Origin of the sequence: Virgibacillus sp. 7505 (genome assembly GCF_002272135.1) — a bacterium.
Classification (GTDB): Bacteria; Bacillota; Bacilli; order Bacillales; family Amphibacillaceae; genus Terribacillus.
Map to the genome: position 1 here is coordinate 33,044 of NZ_NPBF01000038.1, position 18,299 is coordinate 51,342.

At 44.6% G+C, this 18,299-nt stretch carries 33 protein-coding genes and 1 pseudogene; all 34 read left to right on the top strand.

The genetic code is table 11. From position 1 onward, the window contains the following. The first annotated feature begins 250 nt into the window (after nt 1-250). The 34 genes and pseudogenes from rpsJ (at nt 251) to truA (ending at nt 18,201) form a co-directional block, all read left to right on the top strand. Nucleotides 251-559 carry a 30S ribosomal protein S10 gene (rpsJ, locus tag CHH91_RS17065; RefSeq protein WP_038565171.1) on the top strand — a complete coding sequence of 103 codons (309 nt, stop codon included), beginning with the start codon at nt 251-253 and terminating at the stop codon, nt 557-559. Nucleotides 560-586: 27 nt separating this feature from the next. Beyond that, on the top strand, nt 587-1,216 hold the full coding sequence (gene rplC / locus CHH91_RS17070; RefSeq protein ID WP_095224642.1) for a 50S ribosomal protein L3: 630 nt from the start codon (nt 587-589) through the stop codon (nt 1,214-1,216). Between the two features lie 26 nt (nt 1,217-1,242). After that, a complete protein-coding gene (gene rplD / locus CHH91_RS17075) occupies nt 1,243-1,866 on the top strand; it encodes a 50S ribosomal protein L4 (protein WP_095224643.1) in 624 nt (207 codons plus the stop codon). Next, the gene (gene rplW, locus CHH91_RS17080; RefSeq protein ID WP_038565180.1) at nt 1,866-2,156 is read left to right on the top strand and encodes a 50S ribosomal protein L23; all 291 of its coding nucleotides are present in this window, start codon (nt 1,866-1,868) and stop codon (nt 2,154-2,156) included. The genes rplD and rplW overlap by 1 nt, the downstream gene beginning before the upstream one ends. Before the next feature lie 28 nt (nt 2,157-2,184). Beyond that, entirely contained in the window at nt 2,185-3,015 is an 831-nt protein-coding gene (gene rplB / locus CHH91_RS17085; protein ID WP_095224644.1) for a 50S ribosomal protein L2, read from the top strand. Nucleotides 3,016-3,072: 57 nt separating this feature from the next. Next, on the top strand, nt 3,073-3,351 hold the full coding sequence (gene rpsS, locus CHH91_RS17090) for a 30S ribosomal protein S19 (protein ID WP_038565186.1): 279 nt from the start codon (nt 3,073-3,075) through the stop codon (nt 3,349-3,351). Between the two features lie 18 nt (nt 3,352-3,369). After that, entirely contained in the window at nt 3,370-3,711 is a 342-nt protein-coding gene (rplV, locus tag CHH91_RS17095; RefSeq protein ID WP_093728576.1) for a 50S ribosomal protein L22, read from the top strand. A gap of 3 nt (nt 3,712-3,714) precedes the next feature. Then, nucleotides 3,715-4,381, top strand: a pseudogene (gene rpsC / locus CHH91_RS17100) (30S ribosomal protein S3). Continuing rightward, the gene (rplP, locus tag CHH91_RS17105; protein ID WP_093728574.1) at nt 4,375-4,809 is read left to right on the top strand and encodes a 50S ribosomal protein L16; all 435 of its coding nucleotides are present in this window, start codon (nt 4,375-4,377) and stop codon (nt 4,807-4,809) included. The pseudogene rpsC and the gene rplP overlap by 7 nt, the downstream one beginning before the upstream one ends. Continuing rightward, complete coding sequence (rpmC, locus tag CHH91_RS17110; protein ID WP_038565198.1) at nt 4,799-4,999, top strand: 50S ribosomal protein L29; 201 nt, start codon at nt 4,799-4,801, stop codon at nt 4,997-4,999. Before rplP ends, rpmC begins: the two co-directional genes overlap by 11 nt. 22 nt (nt 5,000-5,021) lie before the next feature. Next, the gene (gene rpsQ / locus CHH91_RS17115) at nt 5,022-5,285 is read left to right on the top strand and encodes a 30S ribosomal protein S17 (protein ID WP_038565201.1); all 264 of its coding nucleotides are present in this window, start codon (nt 5,022-5,024) and stop codon (nt 5,283-5,285) included. Nucleotides 5,286-5,328: 43 nt separating this feature from the next. Then, nucleotides 5,329-5,697, top strand: coding sequence for a 50S ribosomal protein L14 (gene rplN, locus CHH91_RS17120; RefSeq protein ID WP_038565204.1), 369 nt, complete (start codon nt 5,329-5,331; stop codon nt 5,695-5,697). A 35-nt stretch (nt 5,698-5,732) separates the two neighbouring features. Beyond that, nucleotides 5,733-6,044 carry a 50S ribosomal protein L24 gene (gene rplX / locus CHH91_RS17125; RefSeq protein ID WP_093728571.1) on the top strand — a complete coding sequence of 104 codons (312 nt, stop codon included), beginning with the start codon at nt 5,733-5,735 and terminating at the stop codon, nt 6,042-6,044. A 25-nt stretch (nt 6,045-6,069) separates the two neighbouring features. After that, nucleotides 6,070-6,609 carry a 50S ribosomal protein L5 gene (gene rplE / locus CHH91_RS17130; protein WP_095224645.1) on the top strand — a complete coding sequence of 180 codons (540 nt, stop codon included), beginning with the start codon at nt 6,070-6,072 and terminating at the stop codon, nt 6,607-6,609. A 21-nt stretch (nt 6,610-6,630) separates the two neighbouring features. After that, the gene (locus CHH91_RS17135; protein ID WP_038565213.1) at nt 6,631-6,816 is read left to right on the top strand and encodes a type Z 30S ribosomal protein S14; all 186 of its coding nucleotides are present in this window, start codon (nt 6,631-6,633) and stop codon (nt 6,814-6,816) included. Nucleotides 6,817-6,847: 31 nt separating this feature from the next. Beyond that, nucleotides 6,848-7,246 carry a 30S ribosomal protein S8 gene (gene rpsH, locus CHH91_RS17140; protein ID WP_038565217.1) on the top strand — a complete coding sequence of 133 codons (399 nt, stop codon included), beginning with the start codon at nt 6,848-6,850 and terminating at the stop codon, nt 7,244-7,246. Between the two features lie 29 nt (nt 7,247-7,275). Next, a complete protein-coding gene (gene rplF, locus CHH91_RS17145; RefSeq protein ID WP_038565220.1) occupies nt 7,276-7,812 on the top strand; it encodes a 50S ribosomal protein L6 in 537 nt (178 codons plus the stop codon). Between the two features lie 33 nt (nt 7,813-7,845). Further along, on the top strand, nt 7,846-8,208 hold the full coding sequence (rplR, locus tag CHH91_RS17150; RefSeq protein ID WP_095224646.1) for a 50S ribosomal protein L18: 363 nt from the start codon (nt 7,846-7,848) through the stop codon (nt 8,206-8,208). A gap of 21 nt (nt 8,209-8,229) precedes the next feature. Continuing rightward, entirely contained in the window at nt 8,230-8,733 is a 504-nt protein-coding gene (gene rpsE, locus CHH91_RS17155) for a 30S ribosomal protein S5 (RefSeq protein ID WP_095224647.1), read from the top strand. Between the two features lie 13 nt (nt 8,734-8,746). Then, nucleotides 8,747-8,929, top strand: a complete 183-nt coding sequence (rpmD, locus tag CHH91_RS17160; protein ID WP_095220654.1) for a 50S ribosomal protein L30 — start codon at nt 8,747-8,749, stop codon at nt 8,927-8,929. Nucleotides 8,930-8,959: 30 nt separating this feature from the next. Further along, nucleotides 8,960-9,400, top strand: coding sequence for a 50S ribosomal protein L15 (rplO, locus tag CHH91_RS17165; protein WP_038565232.1), 441 nt, complete (start codon nt 8,960-8,962; stop codon nt 9,398-9,400). Further along, on the top strand, nt 9,400-10,689 hold the full coding sequence (gene secY, locus CHH91_RS17170) for a preprotein translocase subunit SecY (RefSeq protein ID WP_095224648.1): 1,290 nt from the start codon (nt 9,400-9,402) through the stop codon (nt 10,687-10,689). The genes rplO and secY overlap by 1 nt, the downstream gene beginning before the upstream one ends. 39 nt (nt 10,690-10,728) lie before the next feature. Next, nucleotides 10,729-11,379 carry an adenylate kinase gene (locus tag CHH91_RS17175; RefSeq protein ID WP_095224649.1) on the top strand — a complete coding sequence of 217 codons (651 nt, stop codon included), beginning with the start codon at nt 10,729-10,731 and terminating at the stop codon, nt 11,377-11,379. 384 nt (nt 11,380-11,763) lie between these two features. Beyond that, the gene (locus tag CHH91_RS17180) at nt 11,764-12,072 is read left to right on the top strand and encodes a KOW domain-containing RNA-binding protein (RefSeq protein ID WP_095224650.1); all 309 of its coding nucleotides are present in this window, start codon (nt 11,764-11,766) and stop codon (nt 12,070-12,072) included. 4 nt (nt 12,073-12,076) lie between these two features. Continuing rightward, entirely contained in the window at nt 12,077-12,295 is a 219-nt protein-coding gene (gene infA, locus CHH91_RS17185) for a translation initiation factor IF-1 (protein ID WP_038565240.1), read from the top strand. Nucleotides 12,296-12,330: 35 nt separating this feature from the next. Further along, nucleotides 12,331-12,444 (top strand): 50S ribosomal protein L36, encoded by a 114-nt coding sequence (gene rpmJ, locus CHH91_RS17190; protein ID WP_003156543.1) that lies wholly within the window; start codon nt 12,331-12,333, stop codon nt 12,442-12,444. 22 nt (nt 12,445-12,466) lie between these two features. Continuing rightward, entirely contained in the window at nt 12,467-12,832 is a 366-nt protein-coding gene (gene rpsM / locus CHH91_RS17195; protein WP_095224651.1) for a 30S ribosomal protein S13, read from the top strand. Nucleotides 12,833-12,850: 18 nt separating this feature from the next. After that, complete coding sequence (gene rpsK / locus CHH91_RS17200; protein WP_095224652.1) at nt 12,851-13,240, top strand: 30S ribosomal protein S11; 390 nt, start codon at nt 12,851-12,853, stop codon at nt 13,238-13,240. Nucleotides 13,241-13,425: 185 nt separating this feature from the next. After that, nucleotides 13,426-14,370 carry a DNA-directed RNA polymerase subunit alpha gene (locus tag CHH91_RS17205; RefSeq protein ID WP_038565251.1) on the top strand — a complete coding sequence of 315 codons (945 nt, stop codon included), beginning with the start codon at nt 13,426-13,428 and terminating at the stop codon, nt 14,368-14,370. A 46-nt stretch (nt 14,371-14,416) separates the two neighbouring features. Beyond that, complete coding sequence (rplQ, locus tag CHH91_RS17210; protein ID WP_077304172.1) at nt 14,417-14,770, top strand: 50S ribosomal protein L17; 354 nt, start codon at nt 14,417-14,419, stop codon at nt 14,768-14,770. Nucleotides 14,771-14,973: 203 nt separating this feature from the next. Continuing rightward, on the top strand, nt 14,974-15,807 hold the full coding sequence (locus tag CHH91_RS17215; RefSeq protein ID WP_095224653.1) for an energy-coupling factor ABC transporter ATP-binding protein: 834 nt from the start codon (nt 14,974-14,976) through the stop codon (nt 15,805-15,807). Continuing rightward, entirely contained in the window at nt 15,783-16,646 is an 864-nt protein-coding gene (locus CHH91_RS17220; protein WP_095224654.1) for an energy-coupling factor ABC transporter ATP-binding protein, read from the top strand. The genes CHH91_RS17215 and CHH91_RS17220 overlap by 25 nt, the downstream gene beginning before the upstream one ends. Further along, nucleotides 16,643-17,446: an energy-coupling factor transporter transmembrane component T family protein gene (locus CHH91_RS17225; RefSeq protein WP_095224655.1), complete on the top strand. Its 804-nt coding sequence runs from the start codon at nt 16,643-16,645 to the stop codon at nt 17,444-17,446. Before CHH91_RS17220 ends, CHH91_RS17225 begins: the two co-directional genes overlap by 4 nt. A gap of 11 nt (nt 17,447-17,457) precedes the next feature. Then, nucleotides 17,458-18,201: a tRNA pseudouridine(38-40) synthase TruA gene (gene truA, locus CHH91_RS17230; protein ID WP_095224656.1), complete on the top strand. Its 744-nt coding sequence runs from the start codon at nt 17,458-17,460 to the stop codon at nt 18,199-18,201. Nucleotides 18,202-18,299 lie beyond the last annotated feature (98 nt).

Sequence of the window (18,299 nt, forward strand, 5' to 3'; positions counted from 1 at the left end):
TGAAAACACTAGTAAGCCTATGTATAATACATAAAGTGTCATCTTATGAAGGATTGCAGACTTTTAAGCTGTAAAACTAGATAAGACTTGCATTGACCGCGTTTTTTCTATATAATTATAATGTTGGTCATTTAAAGGCGATGATGCGGGAGGTTGTTGGCACACCAGGCCCCTTTGCCATGGCAGGGTGGTCAAGTTAATTTCCGCTGAGAATGTCCTAAATAATAAGGGCGATAAAGGAGGGAAAATAATGGCAAAAGAGAAAATCAGAATCCGTTTGAAAGCATACGATCACAGAATCCTTGATCAGTCTGCAGAGAAAATCGTAGATACAGCGAAACGTTCTGGTGCGAACGTATCAGGTCCGATTCCGCTTCCTACAGAGAAATCTGTATACACAATTCTACGTGCGGTGCACAAATATAAAGACTCTCGTGAGCAGTTCGAAATGCGCACTCACAAACGTCTTATCGATATCGTTAGTCCTACACCGCAAACAGTTGATTCTTTGATGAGACTTGACTTACCGTCCGGTGTGGACATCGAAATTAAACTATAATTTTACACAAAATAGGAGGTGTAACGGATGACGAAAGGAATCTTGGGACGCAAGATCGGCATGACACAGCTATTCACTGAAACAGGTGAACTTCAAGCTGTAACAGTTATCCAAGCTGAACCAAACGTAATTCTTCAAAAGAAAACTGTCGAATCTGACGGTTACAACGCATTGCAACTAGGATTTGCTGATCAGAAAGCAAACAACGCTAACAAACCTGCAAAAGGCCATGCTGAGAAAGCAAACACAACACCTAAGCGCTACATTCGTGAAATCCGTGACGCTGCTCTTGACGAACACGAAGTTGGACAAGAGGTTAGCGTAGAGATTTTCGCAGCTGGAGAAACAGTAGATGTAACAGGTACTTCTAAAGGTAAAGGATTCCAGGGCGCAATCAAGCGTCACAACCAATCCCGCGGACCTATGTCACACGGTTCACGTTACCACAGAAGACCAGGTTCCATGGGTGTAATTGACCCTATGCGCGTTTTCAAAGGTAAAGCACTACCAGGACAAATGGGCGGAGAGCAAATCACTGTTCAAAACCTTGAAATCGTTAAAGTTGACGCTGAGCGCAACCTTATCCTTGTTAAAGGTAACGTACCTGGTGCGAAAAAATCTTACGTGAAAGTATCAAGTGCCGTAAAAGGTAACTAATTCACAATACGAAGGGAGGATATATCATGCCTAAAGTAGCACTATTCAACCAGAGCGGGTCTCAAGTCGGTGAAATCGAATTGAATGATTCCGTTTTCGGTATCGAGCCACACACACATGTATTACACGAAGCAGTACTAATGCAGCGTGCTTCTATGCGTCAAGGTACGCACAAAGTAAAAGGACGTTCTGAAGTACGAGGCGGCGGAAGAAAACCATGGCGTCAAAAAGGTACTGGCCGCGCGCGTCAAGGATCCATCCGTTCACCACAATGGGTTGGCGGTGGAACAGTTTTCGGACCGACTCCACGCAGCTACAGCTACAAACTACCTAAAAAAGTTCGTCGTCTAGCGCTTAAATCAGCACTATCTTCTAAAGTACAAGAAGAAAACATCGTAGTTTTAGAGAGCCTTGCATTCGATGCTCCTAAAACGAAAGATGTCGTTGCTATGCTTAGCGCACTAAACGTTGATAAAAAGGTATTGATCGTTACTGCAGATAAAGACGAAACTGTTGTACGTTCTGCAAACAACCTTAAAAACGTTAAAGTGTTGACTCAAAGCGAAGTTAACGTTCTTGACTTGCTTACGCATGATAAGCTGATCTTAACGAAAGAGGCAGCTGAAAAAGCAGGGGAGGTGCTTGCATAATGAGAGAACCACGTGATATTATTAAGCGCCCTGTAATTACGGAACATTCTTCTGACCTTATGGTTGATAAGAAGTACACGTTTGAAGTTGACAAACGTGCTAACAAGATCGAAATCAAACAAGCGGTTGAAGTAATCTTTGGTGTAAAAGTGGAACAAGTGAACACTCAAAACCTTAAAGGTAAATTCAAACGTCAAGGTCGTTACGGCGGATACCGCCCAGATCGTAAAAAAGCAGTAGTAACACTATCTGAAGACAGTAAAGAAATCGACTTCTTCGAAGGTGTTTAAGAAATAATAGAGAAGGAGGGAAACAACGATGGCGATTAAAAAGTATAAACCGACCACTAACGGACGTCGTAATATGTCCGTATCGGATTTTGCTGAAATTACAACTGACAAGCCTGAGAAATCATTGCTTGCACCGCTTCACAAACGTGGCGGACGTAACAACCAAGGTAAATTGACTGTACGTCACCAAGGTGGTGGACACAAACGTCAATACCGTATTATCGACTTCAAACGCGACAAAGATGGAATACCAGGACGCGTTGCTACAATCGAGTACGATCCAAACCGTACTGCAAACATCGCTCTAATTCACTATGTAGATGGTGAAAAACGCTACATCCTTGCTCCGAAAGGCTTGGAAGTAGGAATGGAGATCTTATCTGGTGAAGGTGCTGACTTCAAAGTGGGTAACGCTATGGAGCTTGCTACAATCCCAGTTGGTACGATCATCCACAACATCGAATTGAAGCCAGGCCGCGGTGCTCAGCTAGCTCGTTCTGCTGGTGCACAAGCTCAAATCCTTGGCCGTGAAGGTAAATATGTTCTTGTAAGACTAACTTCTGGTGAAGTACGTCTAGTACTAGGTACTTGCCGTGCTACAATCGGTCAGGTTGGTAACTTGGAACACGAACTAATCGTAGTTGGTAAAGCAGGACGCTCTCGCTGGTTAGGCAAACGCCCTACAGTCCGCGGATCTGTAATGAACCCGAATGATCACCCACACGGTGGTGGTGAAGGACGCGCTCCAATCGGACGTAAATCACCAATGTCTCCATGGGGTAAACCGACACTTGGTTACAAAACACGTAAACGTAATAAGCAGTCCGATAAATTTATCGTACGTAAGCGTAAAAAATAATGTGGTAGCAAGGCGGGCGTTCTCACCCGTCTCCATATCGCAAAGGGAGGTTTATGTATGGGTCGCAGCTTGAAAAAAGGACCTTTCGCAGATGACCATTTGCTAAAGAAAGTCGACAAATTGAACGAAGACGACAAGAAACAAGTAATCAGAACTTGGTCCCGTCGTTCCACTATTTTCCCAACATTTGTTGGACACACAATCGCTGTGTACGATGGCCGTAAACACGTACCTGTTTATGTTACTGAAGATATGGTAGGTCATAAACTTGGTGAATTCGCGCCAACTCGCACGTACAGAGGACACGCAGCCGACGATAAGAAAACAAAACGCTAAGAGGGGAGGCAATCCTAAATGCAAGCAAAAGCTATGGCAAAATCAGTTCGCATTGCTCCTCGTAAGGTCCGCTTAGTTGTTGATTTGATTCGAGGAAAAAATGTTGGAGAAGCTATTGCGATTTTGCGTCACACTCAGCGTGGTGCATCATTGGCAGTAGAGAAAGTACTTCGTTCTGCAGTTGCTAACGCAGAACACAACTATGAAATGGATACGGATAACCTTGTTATCTCTGAAGCATTCGTTAACGAAGGTGCTACATTGAAACGTTTCCGTCCACGCGCTCAAGGCCGCGCAAGCCAAATCAACAAACGTACTAGCCACATTACAGTGGTTGTTACAGAAAAGAAGGAGGGTTAAGCAGTGGGTCAAAAAGTACATCCGATAGGTCTTCGCGTCGGCGTCATCCGTGACTGGGAATCCAAGTGGTACGGTGGCAAAGATTACGCTGATTTACTACATGAAGATATCAGAATTCGTGATTATCTAGAACAACGTTTGAAAGATGCTGCACTTTCCAAAGTGGAGATCGAACGTGCTGCTAACCGTGTAAATATCTCTATTCATACTGGTAAACCTGGTATGGTAATCGGTAAAGGCGGTTCTGAAGTAGAAGCACTTCGTAAAGCATTGAACAGCCTGACTGGCAAACGTGTTCACATCAACATCGTAGAAGTGAAACGTGTAGATCTTGATGCTAAATTGGTAGCAGACAACATCGCTCGTCAACTTGAAAACCGTATCTCATTCCGTCGTGCTCAGAAACAAACATTGCAGCGTGCAATGCGTGCTGGTGCTAAAGGTATCCGTACACAAGTTTCCGGTCGTCTAGGCGGAGCAGATATCGCTCGTGCAGAATCTTACAGCGAAGGAACAGTTCCACTTCATACTCTACGTGCTGACATTGACTATGGCACAGCTGAAGCTGATACAACTTATGGTAAGCTTGGCGTTAAAGTATGGATCTATCGTGGCGAAGTCCTTCCAACTAAAAACAACCGATAAGGAAGGGGGAAAAGCATTATGTTAATGCCTAAACGCGTAAAATATCGTAGACAACACCGTGGTAAATTGAATGGCCGTGCTAAAGGCGGTACAGAAGTGGCATTTGGTGAATGGGGTTTACAAGCTCTTGATCCTGCTTGGATCACTAGCCGTCAAATCGAATCTGCTCGTATCGCTATGACTCGTTACATGAAACGTGGCGGTAAAGTATGGATCAAAATCTTCCCAGATAAGCCATACACTAAAAAACCTCTAGAAGTCCGAATGGGTTCCGGTAAAGGTTCTCCTGAAGGCTGGGTAGCTGTAACGAAACCTGGTAAGATCATGTTCGAAATCGCTGGAGTATCTGAAGAGGTGGCTCGCGAAGCATTGCGTCTTGCTTCTCACAAACTGCCAGTAAGAACTAAGATCGTAAAACGTGAAGAAATTGGTGGTGAAATCAATGAAGGCTAATGAAATCAAAGAACTGACCACTGCCGAAATTGAACAAAAAGTTAAGTCTCTTAAAGAAGAACTTTTCAACCTGCGCTTCCAATTAGCTACTGGACAGCTTGAGAATACAGCGCGTATTCGCACAGTCCGTAAGACAATTGCTCGCATGAAGACAGTTGTTCGTGAAAGAGAATTAAGCGTAAATAACTAAATTCCGAGAGGAGGTTCGCGACATGAGTGAACGTAACAATCGTAAAGTATACGTTGGACGTGTTGTATCCGATAAAATGGATAAAACAATCACTGTTCTTGTTGAAACCTACAAAACTCACAAGCTGTACGGCAAGCGTGTTAAGTATTCTAAAAAGCTAAAAGCGCATGATGAAAACGGTACAGCAAAAACTGGTGACTTGGTTCGTATCATGGAAACTCGTCCATTATCCGCAACGAAACGTTTCCGTTTGGTTGAAGTGGTAGAAGAAGCAGTAATTATCTAATTAAAGATCGCTCGGAAGGATTCCGAAGGGAGGTAACACTCGTATGATTCAACAAGAGACTCGTTTGAAAGTCGCTGATAACTCTGGTGCTCGTGAAGTCCTAACAATTAAAGTGCTAGGCGGATCTGGTCGCAAAACAGCTAACATTGGTGACGTAATCGTTTGTACGGTGAAACAAGCAACACCTGGTGGCGTTGTCAAAAAAGGTGAAGTTGTTAAAGCTGTAATCGTACGTACGAAAAGCGGTGTTCGTCGTAAAGATGGTTCTTACATCAAATTCGACGAGAACGCAGCTGTTATCGTAAGAGATGACAAGAGCCCAAGAGGAACTCGTATCTTCGGACCAGTTGCACGTGAATTGCGTGACGCTAAGTTCATGAAGATCGTTTCCCTTGCTCCTGAAGTATTGTAAAACACTTAATGCCTTGTTAAGGAGGTGCAGTACACATGCATGTTAAAAAAGGTGACAAAGTTAAAGTAATCACTGGTAAAGATCGTGGTAAAGAAGGTACCATCCTTGAAGCTTATCCGAAGAAAGACCGTGTTCTTGTCGAAGGCGTAAACATCGTCAAAAAACACGCGAAACCTTCCCAGGATAACCCGCAGGGCGGAATCCTCGAAATCGAAGCAGCGATTCACGTTTCTAACGTAATGCTGATCGATCCTAAAACTGGAGAGCCAACTCGCGTAGGCTACGAAGTGAAAGACGGCAAAAAAGTCCGTATCGCTAAGAAATCCGGTCAAGCTATCGATAAATAATTTCTTCTGAAAGGAGGGCTACTCGATGAATGAATTGAAACAAAGATATCAAGGCGAAATTTCTCCATCTCTAATGGAAAAATTCAGCTATAAATCTGTAATGCAAGTACCAAAGATCGAAAAGATCGTTATTAACATGGGTGTCGGTGACGCCGTTCAAAACTCTAAAGCACTTGATTCTGCAGTAGAGGAATTGGCATTGCTTGCTGGTCAGCAGCCAATCATCACGAAAGCTAAGAAATCTATCGCAGGTTTCCGTCTTCGTGAAGGTATGCCAATTGGAGCGAAAGTTACATTGCGCGGTGAGCGTATGTACGAATTCCTTCAAAAACTAGTCGCAGTTTCCCTTCCACGTGTACGTGACTTCCGTGGTATCTCAAACAAAGCGTTTGATGGTCGTGGTAACTATACTCTAGGTGTTAAAGAACAGCTAATCTTCCCAGAAATTAATTACGATAAAGTAAGCAAAGTACGTGGAATGGACATCGTTATCGTAACTACAGCCAACACTGACGAAGAAGCTCGTGAGCTACTTACTCAGCTAGGCATGCCTTTCCAAAAATAAAGGTAAAAAGGAGGGAATATTGTGGCTAAAAAATCTATGATCGTGAAACAACAGCGCCCACAGAAATTCAAAGTACAAGAGTACACACGCTGCGAACGTTGCGGACGTCCACACTCTGTACTACGTAAATTCAAGCTATGCCGTATTTGTTTCCGCGAACTAGCCTATAAAGGTCAAATTCCTGGCGTTAAAAAAGCAAGCTGGTAATCCCCTAAATCAGGGAAGGAGGTAATGATTAATGGTTATGACAGATCCTATCGCAGATATGCTAACTCGTATTCGTAATGCAAACACTGTTCGTCATGAAAAACTGGAGCTTCCTGCTTCTAAGTTGAAAAAGGATGTTGCTGATATCCTTAAACGTGAAGGCTTTATTCGCGATTACGAATTCGTAGAAGATGACAAACAAGGTGTTCTACGCATCTTTTTGAAATATGGTAAAAACGACGAGCGTGTTATCACTGGTATCAAACGTATCAGTAAACCTGGTCTTCGTGTTTACGCGAAATCTACTGAAATCCCACGTGTCCTTAACGGACTTGGTATCGCAGTTGTTTCAACATCTAAAGGCGTATTGTCTGATAAAGAAGCACGTGAGCAAGCTGTCGGCGGCGAAGTGCTAGCATACGTTTGGTAATTCCCAACAATTAGTAAGGAGGTGCACATATGTCCCGCGTAGGTAAAAAGATTCTTGAAATCCCTGCAGGCGTTGAATTCAAAAATGAAAACAACACTGTGACTGTAAAAGGTCCTAAAGGTGAATTGACTCGTACATTCCACCAAGATATGGTGATCAAAGTTGAAGAGAACGTTCTTACTGTTGAACGCCCAACTGACAGCAAGGAACACCGTGCTCTTCACGGAACTACTCGTTCTATCCTTGGAAACATGGTACAAGGCGTACACGCTGGTTATGAGAAAGCTCTTGAAATCATCGGTGTAGGTTATCGTGCTACAAAACAAGGCAACAAAGTCGTGATCAACGCTGGTTACTCTCATCCAGTTGAAGTTGAACACCGCGATGGTATTGAAATCGAAGTTCCTTCCAACACTCGTGTAGTTGTTAAAGGTATCGATAAGGAAGCTGTTGGCGCAGTAGCTGCTAACATCCGTGCAATCCGTCCTCCAGAGCCTTACAAAGGTAAAGGAATCCGTTACGAAGGCGAATTCGTACGTCGTAAAGAAGGTAAAACAGCGAAATAAGGTTTTTCGTTAAACCAGAAAGGAGTGACCTGAATGATTACAAAAGTTGCAAAAAACGAATCGCGTAAGAGAAGACATAACCGTGTTCGTAAAAGCATTTCAGGAACATCTGAGCGTCCACGTTTGAACGTATACCGTTCTAACAAACACATTTACGCACAGTTGATCGATGATACAACTGGTAAAACACTTGCAAGTGCTTCTACTAAGGATGCTAGCCTTAGCCTAGAATCTACAAGCAATGTTGAAGCAGCTCAAAAGGTCGGAGAAGCAGTTGCTAACCGTGCGAAAGAAGCTGGCGTAACAACTATCGTATTTGACCGTGGAGGCTACCTTTACCACGGACGTGTTAAAGCATTGGCTGAAGCAGCTCGTGAAGCTGGTCTTAAATTCTAATCTAAAAAGGAGGGACACAACTTGCGTACAACAATTGACCCGAACAAACTTGATCTTGAAGAACGCGTAGTAACGGTTAACCGTGTTGCTAAAGTAGTAAAAGGTGGTCGTCGTTTCCGTTTCGCTGCTCTTGTAGTAGTAGGCGATAAAAACGGCCATGTAGGTTTCGGTACTGGTAAAGCACAAGAAGTACCAGAAGCGATCCGTAAAGCTATCGAAGACGCGAAGAAAAATCTAATTACTATACCTATCGTTGGTACAACTATTCCACATGAAATCATCGGTGAATTCGGCGCCGGCAACATCTTGATGAAGCCAGCTGCAGAAGGTACTGGAGTTATCGCCGGTGGACCTGTACGTGCGGTACTTGAGCTTGGTGGTATCGGAGACATCCTTTCTAAATCACTTGGTTCTAACACTCCAATCAACATGGTTCGTGCTACACTTAACGGACTTGGCAGATTGAAACGTGCAGAAGAAGTTGCGAAACTTCGTGGAAAGTCTGTAGAAGAACTGTTAGGATAAGGAGGGAAAGCACATGGCTAACAAATTAGAAATCACCCTCACGCGCAGTACGATCGGAAGACTGGAAAAACAGCGCAAAACTGTCGCTGCTCTAGGTCTTAGAAAGATCCGTCAGTCAGTTGTTTTGGAAGACAATCCAACTGTTCGCGGTATGATCAACAGAGTTTCTCATCTAGTATCAGTTAAAGAAGTATAATGATTTAAATGTAAAAGAGGAGGTGCCATTATGAAACTTCATGAATTGAAGTCAGCAGAAGGAACACGTAAAACTCGCAATCGTGTAGGTCGTGGTATGTCTTCAGGTAACGGTAAAACATCCGGCCGTGGACATAAAGGACAAAACGCACGTTCTGGCGGCGGTGTACGTCTAGGTTTCGAAGGTGGCCAAATGCCACTATTCCAACGTCTTCCTAAACGTGGATTCACAAACATCCACCGTACTGAGTACTCAATTGTAAACCTTGAAACCCTTAACCGTTTTGAAGAGGGCACAGAGGTAACTCCAGAGCTTCTACTTGAAAGCGGAGTTGTAAGCAAATTGAGAGCCGGTATTAAAGTTCTAGGAAACGGGAACATCGAAAAGAAACTTACTGTTAAAGCTCACAAGTTCTCTGCTTCTGCTAAAGAAGCTATTGAGGCAGCGGGCGGTCAAACAGAGGTGATCTAATGTTTCGTACAATCTCCAATTTTATGCGTGTAAAAGATATACGAAATAAAATCATCTTTACATTGCTTATGTTGATCATTTTCAGGATCGGTACGTTCATTCCTGTTCCATTTACCGATCGTTCCGCGATCGATTTTATGAACCAGCAGAACGTATTCGGGTTCTTGAATACATTTGGCGGCGGTGCATTGCAGAACTTCTCCATCCTTGCGATGGGTATCATGCCGTACATCACTGCCTCGATCATCATGCAGCTTCTGCAAATGGATGTCGTACCGACATTCAGTGAGTGGAAAAAGCAAGGAGAGATGGGACGTCGTAAGTTGGCACAAGTGACGCGTTACGCCACTATCGTGCTAGCGTTAATACAGGCGGTAGGTATGTCCATCGGATTCAACCAGTTATCCGGCGGTATGCTCATTTCCGATCCAAGTTTTTATAAGTTCGCTGTCATTACAATCGTATTGACTGCAGGAACAGCATTCTTGATGTGGTTAGGAGAACAGATCACAGCTCATGGTGTAGGTAATGGTATTTCCATTATTATCTTCGCCGGTATCGCTGCTGCAATTCCGAATGGTTTAAACCAGCTTTGGGAACAGTACTTCAGCAATCCTGGTGATGATCTATTCCTTAATGTCGTGATCGTTGCAATTATCGCTATCGTGATCATTGCCGTAATTGTTGGTGTGATTTATATCACGCAGGCACTTCGTAAAATTCCAATCCAGTATTCGAAGCGTACTACAAGTCGTTCCCAAGTAGGCGGCCAGTCCACCCACTTACCGATTAAAGTAAACGCTGCTGGAGTAATCCCTGTTATTTTCGCAGTTTCCTTTATCTATGCTCCGCGTACAATCGCGAGTTTCTTTGAAGGAAATGTAGCAACTACGATCGAGAACGTATTCGATTATACGCAACCAATTGGGATGGTAATCTATGTAGTCCTGATTCTTGCATTTAGTTATTTCTATACATTCGTTCAGGTTAACCCGGAACAAATGGCAGAGAACTTAAACAAGCAAGGTGGCTACATCCCGGGTATTCGCCCAGGGAAAAGCACGGAAACGTACCTCACCAGTGTGATGTATCGTTTAACCTTCGTTGGGTCTCTCTTCTTGGCTGCTGTAGCTGTATTGCCTATAATCCTAGGCTCTATTGCCAACTTGCCGACTTCTGTCCAAATCGGAGGAACGAGCCTGCTGATCGTGGTAGGGGTAGCGTTGCAGACGATGAAACAGCTAGAAAGCCAGTTAGTGAAGCGTCATTACCGAGGCTTCATGAAATAGAGAACAGTCTACAAACAGACGAGAGCGAGGGGAATTTCGTTGAATTTAATTCTTATGGGTCTGCCGGGTGCCGGTAAAGGTACGCAGGCAGAGAAGATTGTAGATAAATATAGCATCCCTCATATCTCAACAGGAGATATGTTCCGAGCTGCAATAAAAGAAGGAACGGAGCTTGGCCGTGAAGCGAAAGCTTTCATGGACCAGGGGAAACTAGTTCCGGATGAAGTAACAATTGGTATAGTCCGTGACCGTTTAGGCAAGGATGACACCAACAACGGATTTTTACTTGACGGTTTTCCTCGTACGCTTGCTCAGGCAGAAGCGCTTGACGCATTGCTGGACGATTTGAATGCTAATGTAGATTACGTCTTACATGTAGAGGTTCCGCAGGAGAATTTGGTGGAGCGTTTATCTGGCAGATGGGTTTGTCCGACATGCGGCACTACGTATCATACAGTCTATAACCCTCCGAAAGAAGAAGGGGTATGTGACAAGGATGGCACTGGGCTGATCCAGCGAGACGACGATAAGCCGGAAACGGTGAAAAAACGTTTGGAAGTCAATATCGAGCAGCAAAAACCGATATTGGACTTCTACAACGATAAGGGCTATCTTGTAACAGTGAACGGTGACCAAGCAATCGATCAGGTCTTCCACGACATCGATCAGCGCTTGAAAAATCTTCGCTGATACAGGTGTGCAAACTATACTCTCTTAGTACGGGTGGAATTGCACTTTGGGCTCCTAATAGCGTAAGGATGCATTCTATCCCTTGATAGAGTATAATAGACCTCGTGGTAGAGTTGAAACGATTTGCGGCTTTGCAATTCGTTCAAGCTTCCATCATCGGAACCGTGCCTTACTGATATCCTGACGCTAATTGACAAGGCTGAATATGAACAATCATGAAACAAATTGTGACTCAATTTGTGGACTTAATATAGATTCCCTAACATGCAGCTTTTCTAACCTGGACATTCAGGCAGAAAAGTGGTAGAATATGCTCCTTGTTTGCAGCATATAATGCTAACTTACGCACAGCTTCGATATAAGCTATGATGAAGGTGATCATGTTTGAGCGAAACGGATGCAAGTCCACTAATCGGTCAGGTTGTTCGTATCGTATATGGGCGAGAAGCAGGCCAGCTTGCGATTGTCATTCGAAAAATTGACAGTCGTTTTGTGTTGCTTGCCGACGGAGACAAACGAAAGTTCGATTCACCGAAGCGCAAAGCTTTGCGTCATGTGGATCCACTGCCGTATGTATCACCGGAAGTCCGACGTAGCCTTCTAGAAGCTGGTCGCGTAACCAATGGTAAACTGCGATTTGCGATATCTACTTATGTCAATCATACCGTGAAGAGATTTGAAGAAGGGAGATAGACCGATGGCGAAAGATGATGCAATTGAAGTAGAAGGAACTGTCACCGATACATTGCCTAATGCGCAATTTAAGGTAGAGTTAGAGAATGGCCACACCGTTTTAGCACATGTTTCCGGTAAAATTCGTATGCACTTCATTCGAATTCTTCCTGGAGATAAAGTAACGGTAGAGCTTTCCCCTTATGACTTAACTAAAGGACGTATTACGTACCGTTATAAATAATTTGACTAGCTCCGATACTAAAGGAGGAATAGATGATGAAGGTAAGACCATCTGTAAAGCCTATTTGCGAAAAATGTAAAGTCATTCGTCGTAAAGGCAAAGTAATGGTAATCTGTGAAAATCCTAAGCATAAGCAAAAACAAGGATAATACAAGGAGGTGCACGTAGCTAATGGCACGTATAGCAGGTATTGATATTCCGCGTGACAAACGCGTTGTTATTTCCCTAACATACATCTATGGAATTGGAAAAACTACAGCGCAAAAGGTACTAAAAGAAGCTGGTGTTTCTGAAGATACACGTGTTCGTGATCTTACAGAAGACGAACTATCCAGAATCCGTCAGGCAATTGACAGCTACACTACTGAAGGGGATCTTCGTCGTGAAGTATCTCTTAACATCAAGCGTCTGATTGAGATCGGTTCTTATCGTGGTCTTCGCCACCGTCGTGGATTGCCGGTTCGTGGTCAGAAAACGAAGAACAACTCTCGTACTCGTAAAGGCCCACGCCGTACAATCGCTAACAAGAAAAAATAAGTAAGGAGGTAAACAAACATGGCTCGTAAACAACAAACTCGTAAACGTCGTGTGAAAAAGAATATCGAAACTGGTATTGCTCACATCCGTTCTACTTTCAACAACACAATCGTTACGATTACTGATGTTCAAGGTAACGTAATCAGCTGGAGCAGCTCAGGTTCCCTTGGTTTCAAAGGTTCCCGTAAATCTACTCCATTCGCTTCTCAAATGGCTGCAGAAGCTGCTGCTAAAGGTGCTGTCGAAAACGGCATGAAGACTTTGGAAGTAACTGTTAAAGGCCCTGGTGCTGGCCGTGAAGCTGCGATCCGTTCCCTTCAGACTGCTGGTCTTGAAGTAACTGCGATCCGTGACGTCACTCCAGTTCCACATAACGGCTGCCGTCCGCCAAAACGTCGTCGCGTATAAGTTTTTCCTGCTTGCTGTATAGAATTTGTATCCCTGTCTATAATGGGTTATGATAGCTTAAAAGCGATCAGGTCATACAGTAAGAAACGTATCGTCAAGATGCAGAAACGGGAACCGCAATATGGGGAATTTCGGTTAGGAGTAATTCTAACCGGGGTTTCGACGTTTTAAAGGAGGGCTTTATAATGATCGAAATTGAAAAACCAAAGATTGAAACGGTTGAGATCAGCGATGATGCTACATTTGGAAAGTTCGTTGTAGAACCGCTTGAGCGTGGATATGGTACTACACTAGGAAACTCCTTGCGTCGTATCCTATTATCCTCACTTCCTGGCGCTGCTGTAACTTCCATTCAAATTGATGGAGTGCTCCATGAATTCTCTACGATTGAAGGCGTAGTAGAAGACGTGACAACCATCATTTTGAACTTGAAGAAACTGGCTCTCAAAATCTACTCTGATGAAGAAAAAACATTAGAGATCGATGTACAAGGTGAAGGGAAAGTAACTGCTGCTGACATCACTTTCGATAGCGATGTAGAAGTACTGAATCCGGATCTTCATATTGCAACATTGGGCAAGAATGCTCATTTGCACATGAAGCTTACGGCAGAACGCGGCCGCGGCTACCGACCAGCTGATCAGAATAACCATGAAGATCAGCCGATTGGTGTCATTCCAATTGACTCCATCTTTACGCCAGTTTCAAAAGTGACGTATCAAGTGGAAAACACGCGTGTTGGCCAGTTGGCTAACTTCGACAAACTGACGTTGGATGTATTCACTGACGGCAGTATCCGACCTGAAGAGGCAGTTTCTCTTGGTGCAAAGATCTATACGGAGCATTTGAATATCTTCGTAGGTCTTACTGATGAAGCGCAAAATGCCGAAATCATGGTTGAAAAAGAAGAAGACCAAAAAGAGAAAGTTCTTGAGATGACTATTGAAGAATTGGACTTGTCTGTTCGTTCATACAACTGTCTGAAACGTGCTGGAATCAACACGGTACAAGAACTTGCTAATAAATCTGAAGAAGACATGATGAAAGTGCGTAACCTAGGACGTAAATCATTAGAAGAAGTTAAAAAGAAACTAATCGATTTAGGACTTGGTCTTCGTAAAGAAGACTGATCCCGCTTAGCGGAGCATTTGACACCAGGAAAGGGAGGGATAACCTATGGCTAGAAAGTTAGGACGTACTACGGATGCTCGTATGGCGCTTTTGCGTAACCTTGCAACTGATCTTATCGTTCACGAAAGATTGGAAACAACGGAGGCGAAAGCTAAGGAGCTTCGTTCTGTAGTAGAAAAAATGATCACTCTTGGCAAACGTGGAGATCTTCACGCTCGTCGTCAAGCTGCTTCTTTCTTGTACGGAACTAAAGCGGACGAGAACCAAGATGCAGTACAAAAACTATTCAGCGATATCGCCGGACGTTATGAAGAACGTCAAGGAGGTTACACACGCGTGTTGAAACTTGGACAGCGTCGTGGTGACGGTGCCGCTATGGCAATCATTGAACTAGTATAAGGTAATAACAAGGGCAGGAAAATCTCTACCACGAGGTGTATTCCGGCCCTTTTTCTTTAGCAGATAAAGCAAGCGCCGACATTAGCGCTTGCTTTTCTTTTTTGTCGGGATTCTTTATACTAGCTATAGAAATGACAGGAACGGACAAACACGTTTAGTATTTCCCCGGAAATAGTCGGGTAATGACGAAGGAGCACGAAAGCATGCACGCGATTGAATTCAAGAATGTTTCTTTCCGCTACGAGGAAGAACAGCCCTATGTACTTCGCAATGTCAGTTTTCAAGTGGAGGCTGGGGAATGGCTGGCGATCATCGGTCATAATGGTTCAGGCAAGTCAACGATTGCCAAGCTGATGAACGGGCTGCTGTTTCCGACGGAGGGGGAGATCATTATCAATGGTATACCGCTTAATGAAGAGAATATATGGGAGATACGACGCCAGGTAGGTATGGTTTTCCAAAACCCAGATAATCAATTCGTCGGTACGACTGTTCGTGATGATGTAGCATTCGGTTTGGAGAACTGCGGGGTGCCCCGTTCTGAAATGATGAATCGGATCACTTCTTCTTTGGAACAAGTGCGTATGCAGGATTACCTGCTGCATGAACCCTACCGTCTGTCAGGCGGACAGAAGCAGCGGGTGGCAATAGCAGGTGTCCTGGCCATCTCTCCAAGCGTCATTATCCTGGATGAGGCAACAGCGATGCTGGACCCACTCGGCAGGAAGGAAATCCTTGATACTGTCCATCGTGTTCAAGCAGAACAGCAGCTTGGTCTGATTACTATCACCCATGATTTGAATGAAGTGATGCAGGCGCATCGGGTATTGGTCATGAATGACGGAGAAATATGGACGACTACTGTACCAAGGGAATTAGTGAAAAGAGAGACGGAACTGCAGCAAATCGGTTTGGACGTGCCGTTTGTTACGCAGCTTGCTCATGCTTTGGAAAGACAAGGTATTATCCTAAGCGAGCAGCCGATTGATCACGAGGAGTTGTTAGATGCATTATGGACATTACATTCAGACAAGTAGACTACACGTATCAGGCAAACTCCCCGTTTGAGCATAAAGCGCTAAAGGATTTATCCTTCCATTTGCCAGGAGGGAGCTTCACGGCTATTGTCGGACATACCGGCAGCGGTAAATCCACTCTGTTACAGCATTTGAACGGACTAGTGAGACCTACCAGCGGAAGCGTACAGATTGGTGAGCATACACTGGAGCCAAAGAAAAAACCTAAGCAAGCAAAAGAACTTCGTAAACAAGTAGGCATTGTGTTCCAATACCCAGAGCACCAGCTATTTGAAGAAACAGTAGAGAAGGATATTGCCTTCGGCCCGAGGAACTTCGGAGTAGCTGAGAATGAGATCTCAAAGCGTGTAAAGGAAAGTGCAGCAGCTGTAGGGTTGGATCTATCCTTACTGAGCCGATCTCCATTTGAGCTAAGCGGCGGGCAAATGCGTCGTGTTGCGATTGCAGGTGTGCTTGCTGTGCGGCCTCGTGTCTTGGTTCTGGATGAGCCTACAGCAGGATTGGATCCACGCGGGCAGCGGGAGATCATGGATATGTTTTACCGGCTTCATAAAGAACAGCAGCTTACAACGATATTGGTAACACACAGTATGGAGGATGCGCTGACGTATGCTGATCATATGCTTGTACTCGATAAAGGGGAAAAGTATATGGAAGGGTCTCCTGTAGAAGTATTTCAAAATCGGCAAGCTCTCCAGCAGGTGCAGCTTGATGTACCGGAGATATTCCAGTTTCTTCAGAAGGCATCCGAACGTTTCGGCAAACCGCTCGCCTTTGAGGGAGAGAATATGGACAGGCTCGCTGAGCGGCTGGCGGATTTGGCAGGTGATAAGAAATGAACAATCTGCTGATTGTCGGTCAGTATGTTCCGACCAATAGTATTGTCCACCGGATGGATCCGAGGATAAAGATGCTGATCATCTTCTTTTATGTGATTTTCATTTTCTTTGCTAATAATGTCGTCAGTTATGCACTGTTCACAGTATTTGCAGTGGGAGGTACACTTCTGACGAAGGTTCCATGGCGTTTTATCGCCAAAGGGCTGACACCGGTATGGTTTTTAATTATCTTTACGTTTATCCTGCACTTATTCGTTACAAAGGAAGGCACAGTATTGGTGAACGTATTCGGATTGCCGATTTATAGCGGAGCACTGGAACAAGGAGCCGTTATCTCACTGCGTTTCTTTTTGCTCATCCTTTTGACATCTCTGCTGACGTTGACGACAACGCCGATCGAGATTACTGACGGAGTCGAGTCCTTGCTTGGTCCTCTGCGCCGATTCAAGTTCCCAGTCCATGAACTAGCACTGATGATGTCCATCTCCTTGCGTTTTATCCCTACTTTGCTTCAGGAGACCGAGAAGATTTCCAACGCTCAAGCTTCCAGGGGCGTGGATTTCCGTACAGGGCCATTCAGGGAGCGTGTACGGGCTGTAATTCCCTTGCTGGTGCCTTTGTTTGTCAGTGCCTTTAAACGGGCAGAGGAGCTTGCTATGGCCATGGAAGCAAGAGGCTATCGCGGCGGAGAAGGACGTACGAAGCTTCGGGAGCTGCGCGTGATGAAGCGTGATGTTGCAGCACTTGTCATCTTCATTGTAGTGGTGGCTGCTGCCTTGATAACGAGAGACTATAGTTAGGAGTTACAAAGATGACGCAACGTATGAAGGCGACTGTCAGCTATGACGGCACGCATTTTTCCGGCTTCCAGGTGCAGGAGAAAAACCGCACGGTCCAAGGGGAGCTGGAGAAGGCACTTACGAAGATTCATAAGGGACAGCAGATCAGGATCCAAGCATCTGGCCGTACAGACGCAGGTGTGCATGCCAGAGGGCAGGTGATCCATTTCGATACCGAGCTTCGCATGGGAGATTACAATTGGCGCAAGGCGCTCAATACCTTGCTGCCGGATGATGTGCGGATAACAGATATAACACAAGCAGAAGAGGATTTCCATGCACGCTACAGTGTGAAACGGAAGCAGTATAAGTACTTTGTCCATAATGCGCCGGAACAGGACGTGTTCAAGCGTCATTACGTGCATCATGTTCCTTATCAGCTAGAGTTGGATAGAATGCAGCAAGCTATCACAGCAATCGAGGGAACCCATGACTTCAGCGCTTTTTGTTCTGCAAGGACAGGAGTCAAAGGAGACAAGATCCGTACCGTCTATGAAGCTCTATGTGAAAAGCAGGACGATATGCTAGTGTTTACCTTCACGGGAAGCGGCTTCCTGTACAATATGGTGCGTATACTTGCAGGTACACTCATCGACATCGGGAATGGCCGCAAAGAGCCGGAAGACATGGCTAGAATACTAGAGTCGAAGGACCGGCAGCTGGCGAGTAAAACCGCTGCTGCGAGCGGACTTTGCCTCTGGAAAGTGGACTACTGAAAACTTTTTTGCAAAACAACGCATTCGGGTGTTACATGCCCTTGACATGAGGGTCTATGATGATATACTATGGTTTATGGCATTTTATTTCTATACCA

Excerpts from the sequence above, each read along its gene's own strand:
- rpsJ (WP_038565171.1), top strand. The coding sequence starts at position 251 with ATGGCAAAAGAGAAAATCAGAATCCGTTTGAAAGCATACGATCACAGA.
- rplC (WP_095224642.1), top strand. The coding sequence starts at position 587 with ATGACGAAAGGAATCTTGGGACGCAAGATCGGCATGACACAGCTATTC.
- rplD (WP_095224643.1), top strand. The coding sequence starts at position 1,243 with ATGCCTAAAGTAGCACTATTCAACCAGAGCGGGTCTCAAGTCGGTGAA.
- rplW (WP_038565180.1), top strand. The coding sequence starts at position 1,866 with ATGAGAGAACCACGTGATATTATTAAGCGCCCTGTAATTACGGAACAT.
- rplB (WP_095224644.1), top strand. The coding sequence starts at position 2,185 with ATGGCGATTAAAAAGTATAAACCGACCACTAACGGACGTCGTAATATG.
- rpsS (WP_038565186.1), top strand. The coding sequence starts at position 3,073 with ATGGGTCGCAGCTTGAAAAAAGGACCTTTCGCAGATGACCATTTGCTA.
- rplV (WP_093728576.1), top strand. The coding sequence starts at position 3,370 with ATGCAAGCAAAAGCTATGGCAAAATCAGTTCGCATTGCTCCTCGTAAG.
- rplP (WP_093728574.1), top strand. The coding sequence starts at position 4,375 with ATGTTAATGCCTAAACGCGTAAAATATCGTAGACAACACCGTGGTAAA.
- rpmC (WP_038565198.1), top strand. The coding sequence starts at position 4,799 with ATGAAGGCTAATGAAATCAAAGAACTGACCACTGCCGAAATTGAACAA.
- rpsQ (WP_038565201.1), top strand. The coding sequence starts at position 5,022 with ATGAGTGAACGTAACAATCGTAAAGTATACGTTGGACGTGTTGTATCC.
- rplN (WP_038565204.1), top strand. The coding sequence starts at position 5,329 with ATGATTCAACAAGAGACTCGTTTGAAAGTCGCTGATAACTCTGGTGCT.
- rplX (WP_093728571.1), top strand. The coding sequence starts at position 5,733 with ATGCATGTTAAAAAAGGTGACAAAGTTAAAGTAATCACTGGTAAAGAT.
- rplE (WP_095224645.1), top strand. The coding sequence starts at position 6,070 with ATGAATGAATTGAAACAAAGATATCAAGGCGAAATTTCTCCATCTCTA.
- rpsH (WP_038565217.1), top strand. The coding sequence starts at position 6,848 with ATGGTTATGACAGATCCTATCGCAGATATGCTAACTCGTATTCGTAAT.
- rplF (WP_038565220.1), top strand. The coding sequence starts at position 7,276 with ATGTCCCGCGTAGGTAAAAAGATTCTTGAAATCCCTGCAGGCGTTGAA.
- rplR (WP_095224646.1), top strand. The coding sequence starts at position 7,846 with ATGATTACAAAAGTTGCAAAAAACGAATCGCGTAAGAGAAGACATAAC.
- rpmD (WP_095220654.1), top strand. The coding sequence starts at position 8,747 with ATGGCTAACAAATTAGAAATCACCCTCACGCGCAGTACGATCGGAAGA.
- rplO (WP_038565232.1), top strand. The coding sequence starts at position 8,960 with ATGAAACTTCATGAATTGAAGTCAGCAGAAGGAACACGTAAAACTCGC.
- secY (WP_095224648.1), top strand. The coding sequence starts at position 9,400 with ATGTTTCGTACAATCTCCAATTTTATGCGTGTAAAAGATATACGAAAT.
- infA (WP_038565240.1), top strand. The coding sequence starts at position 12,077 with ATGGCGAAAGATGATGCAATTGAAGTAGAAGGAACTGTCACCGATACA.
- rpmJ (WP_003156543.1), top strand. The coding sequence starts at position 12,331 with ATGAAGGTAAGACCATCTGTAAAGCCTATTTGCGAAAAATGTAAAGTC.
- rpsM (WP_095224651.1), top strand. The coding sequence starts at position 12,467 with ATGGCACGTATAGCAGGTATTGATATTCCGCGTGACAAACGCGTTGTT.
- rpsK (WP_095224652.1), top strand. The coding sequence starts at position 12,851 with ATGGCTCGTAAACAACAAACTCGTAAACGTCGTGTGAAAAAGAATATC.
- CHH91_RS17205 (WP_038565251.1), top strand. The coding sequence starts at position 13,426 with ATGATCGAAATTGAAAAACCAAAGATTGAAACGGTTGAGATCAGCGAT.
- rplQ (WP_077304172.1), top strand. The coding sequence starts at position 14,417 with ATGGCTAGAAAGTTAGGACGTACTACGGATGCTCGTATGGCGCTTTTG.
- CHH91_RS17215 (WP_095224653.1), top strand. The coding sequence starts at position 14,974 with ATGCACGCGATTGAATTCAAGAATGTTTCTTTCCGCTACGAGGAAGAA.
- CHH91_RS17220 (WP_095224654.1), top strand. The coding sequence starts at position 15,783 with ATGGACATTACATTCAGACAAGTAGACTACACGTATCAGGCAAACTCC.
- CHH91_RS17225 (WP_095224655.1), top strand. The coding sequence starts at position 16,643 with ATGAACAATCTGCTGATTGTCGGTCAGTATGTTCCGACCAATAGTATT.
- truA (WP_095224656.1), top strand. The coding sequence starts at position 17,458 with ATGACGCAACGTATGAAGGCGACTGTCAGCTATGACGGCACGCATTTT.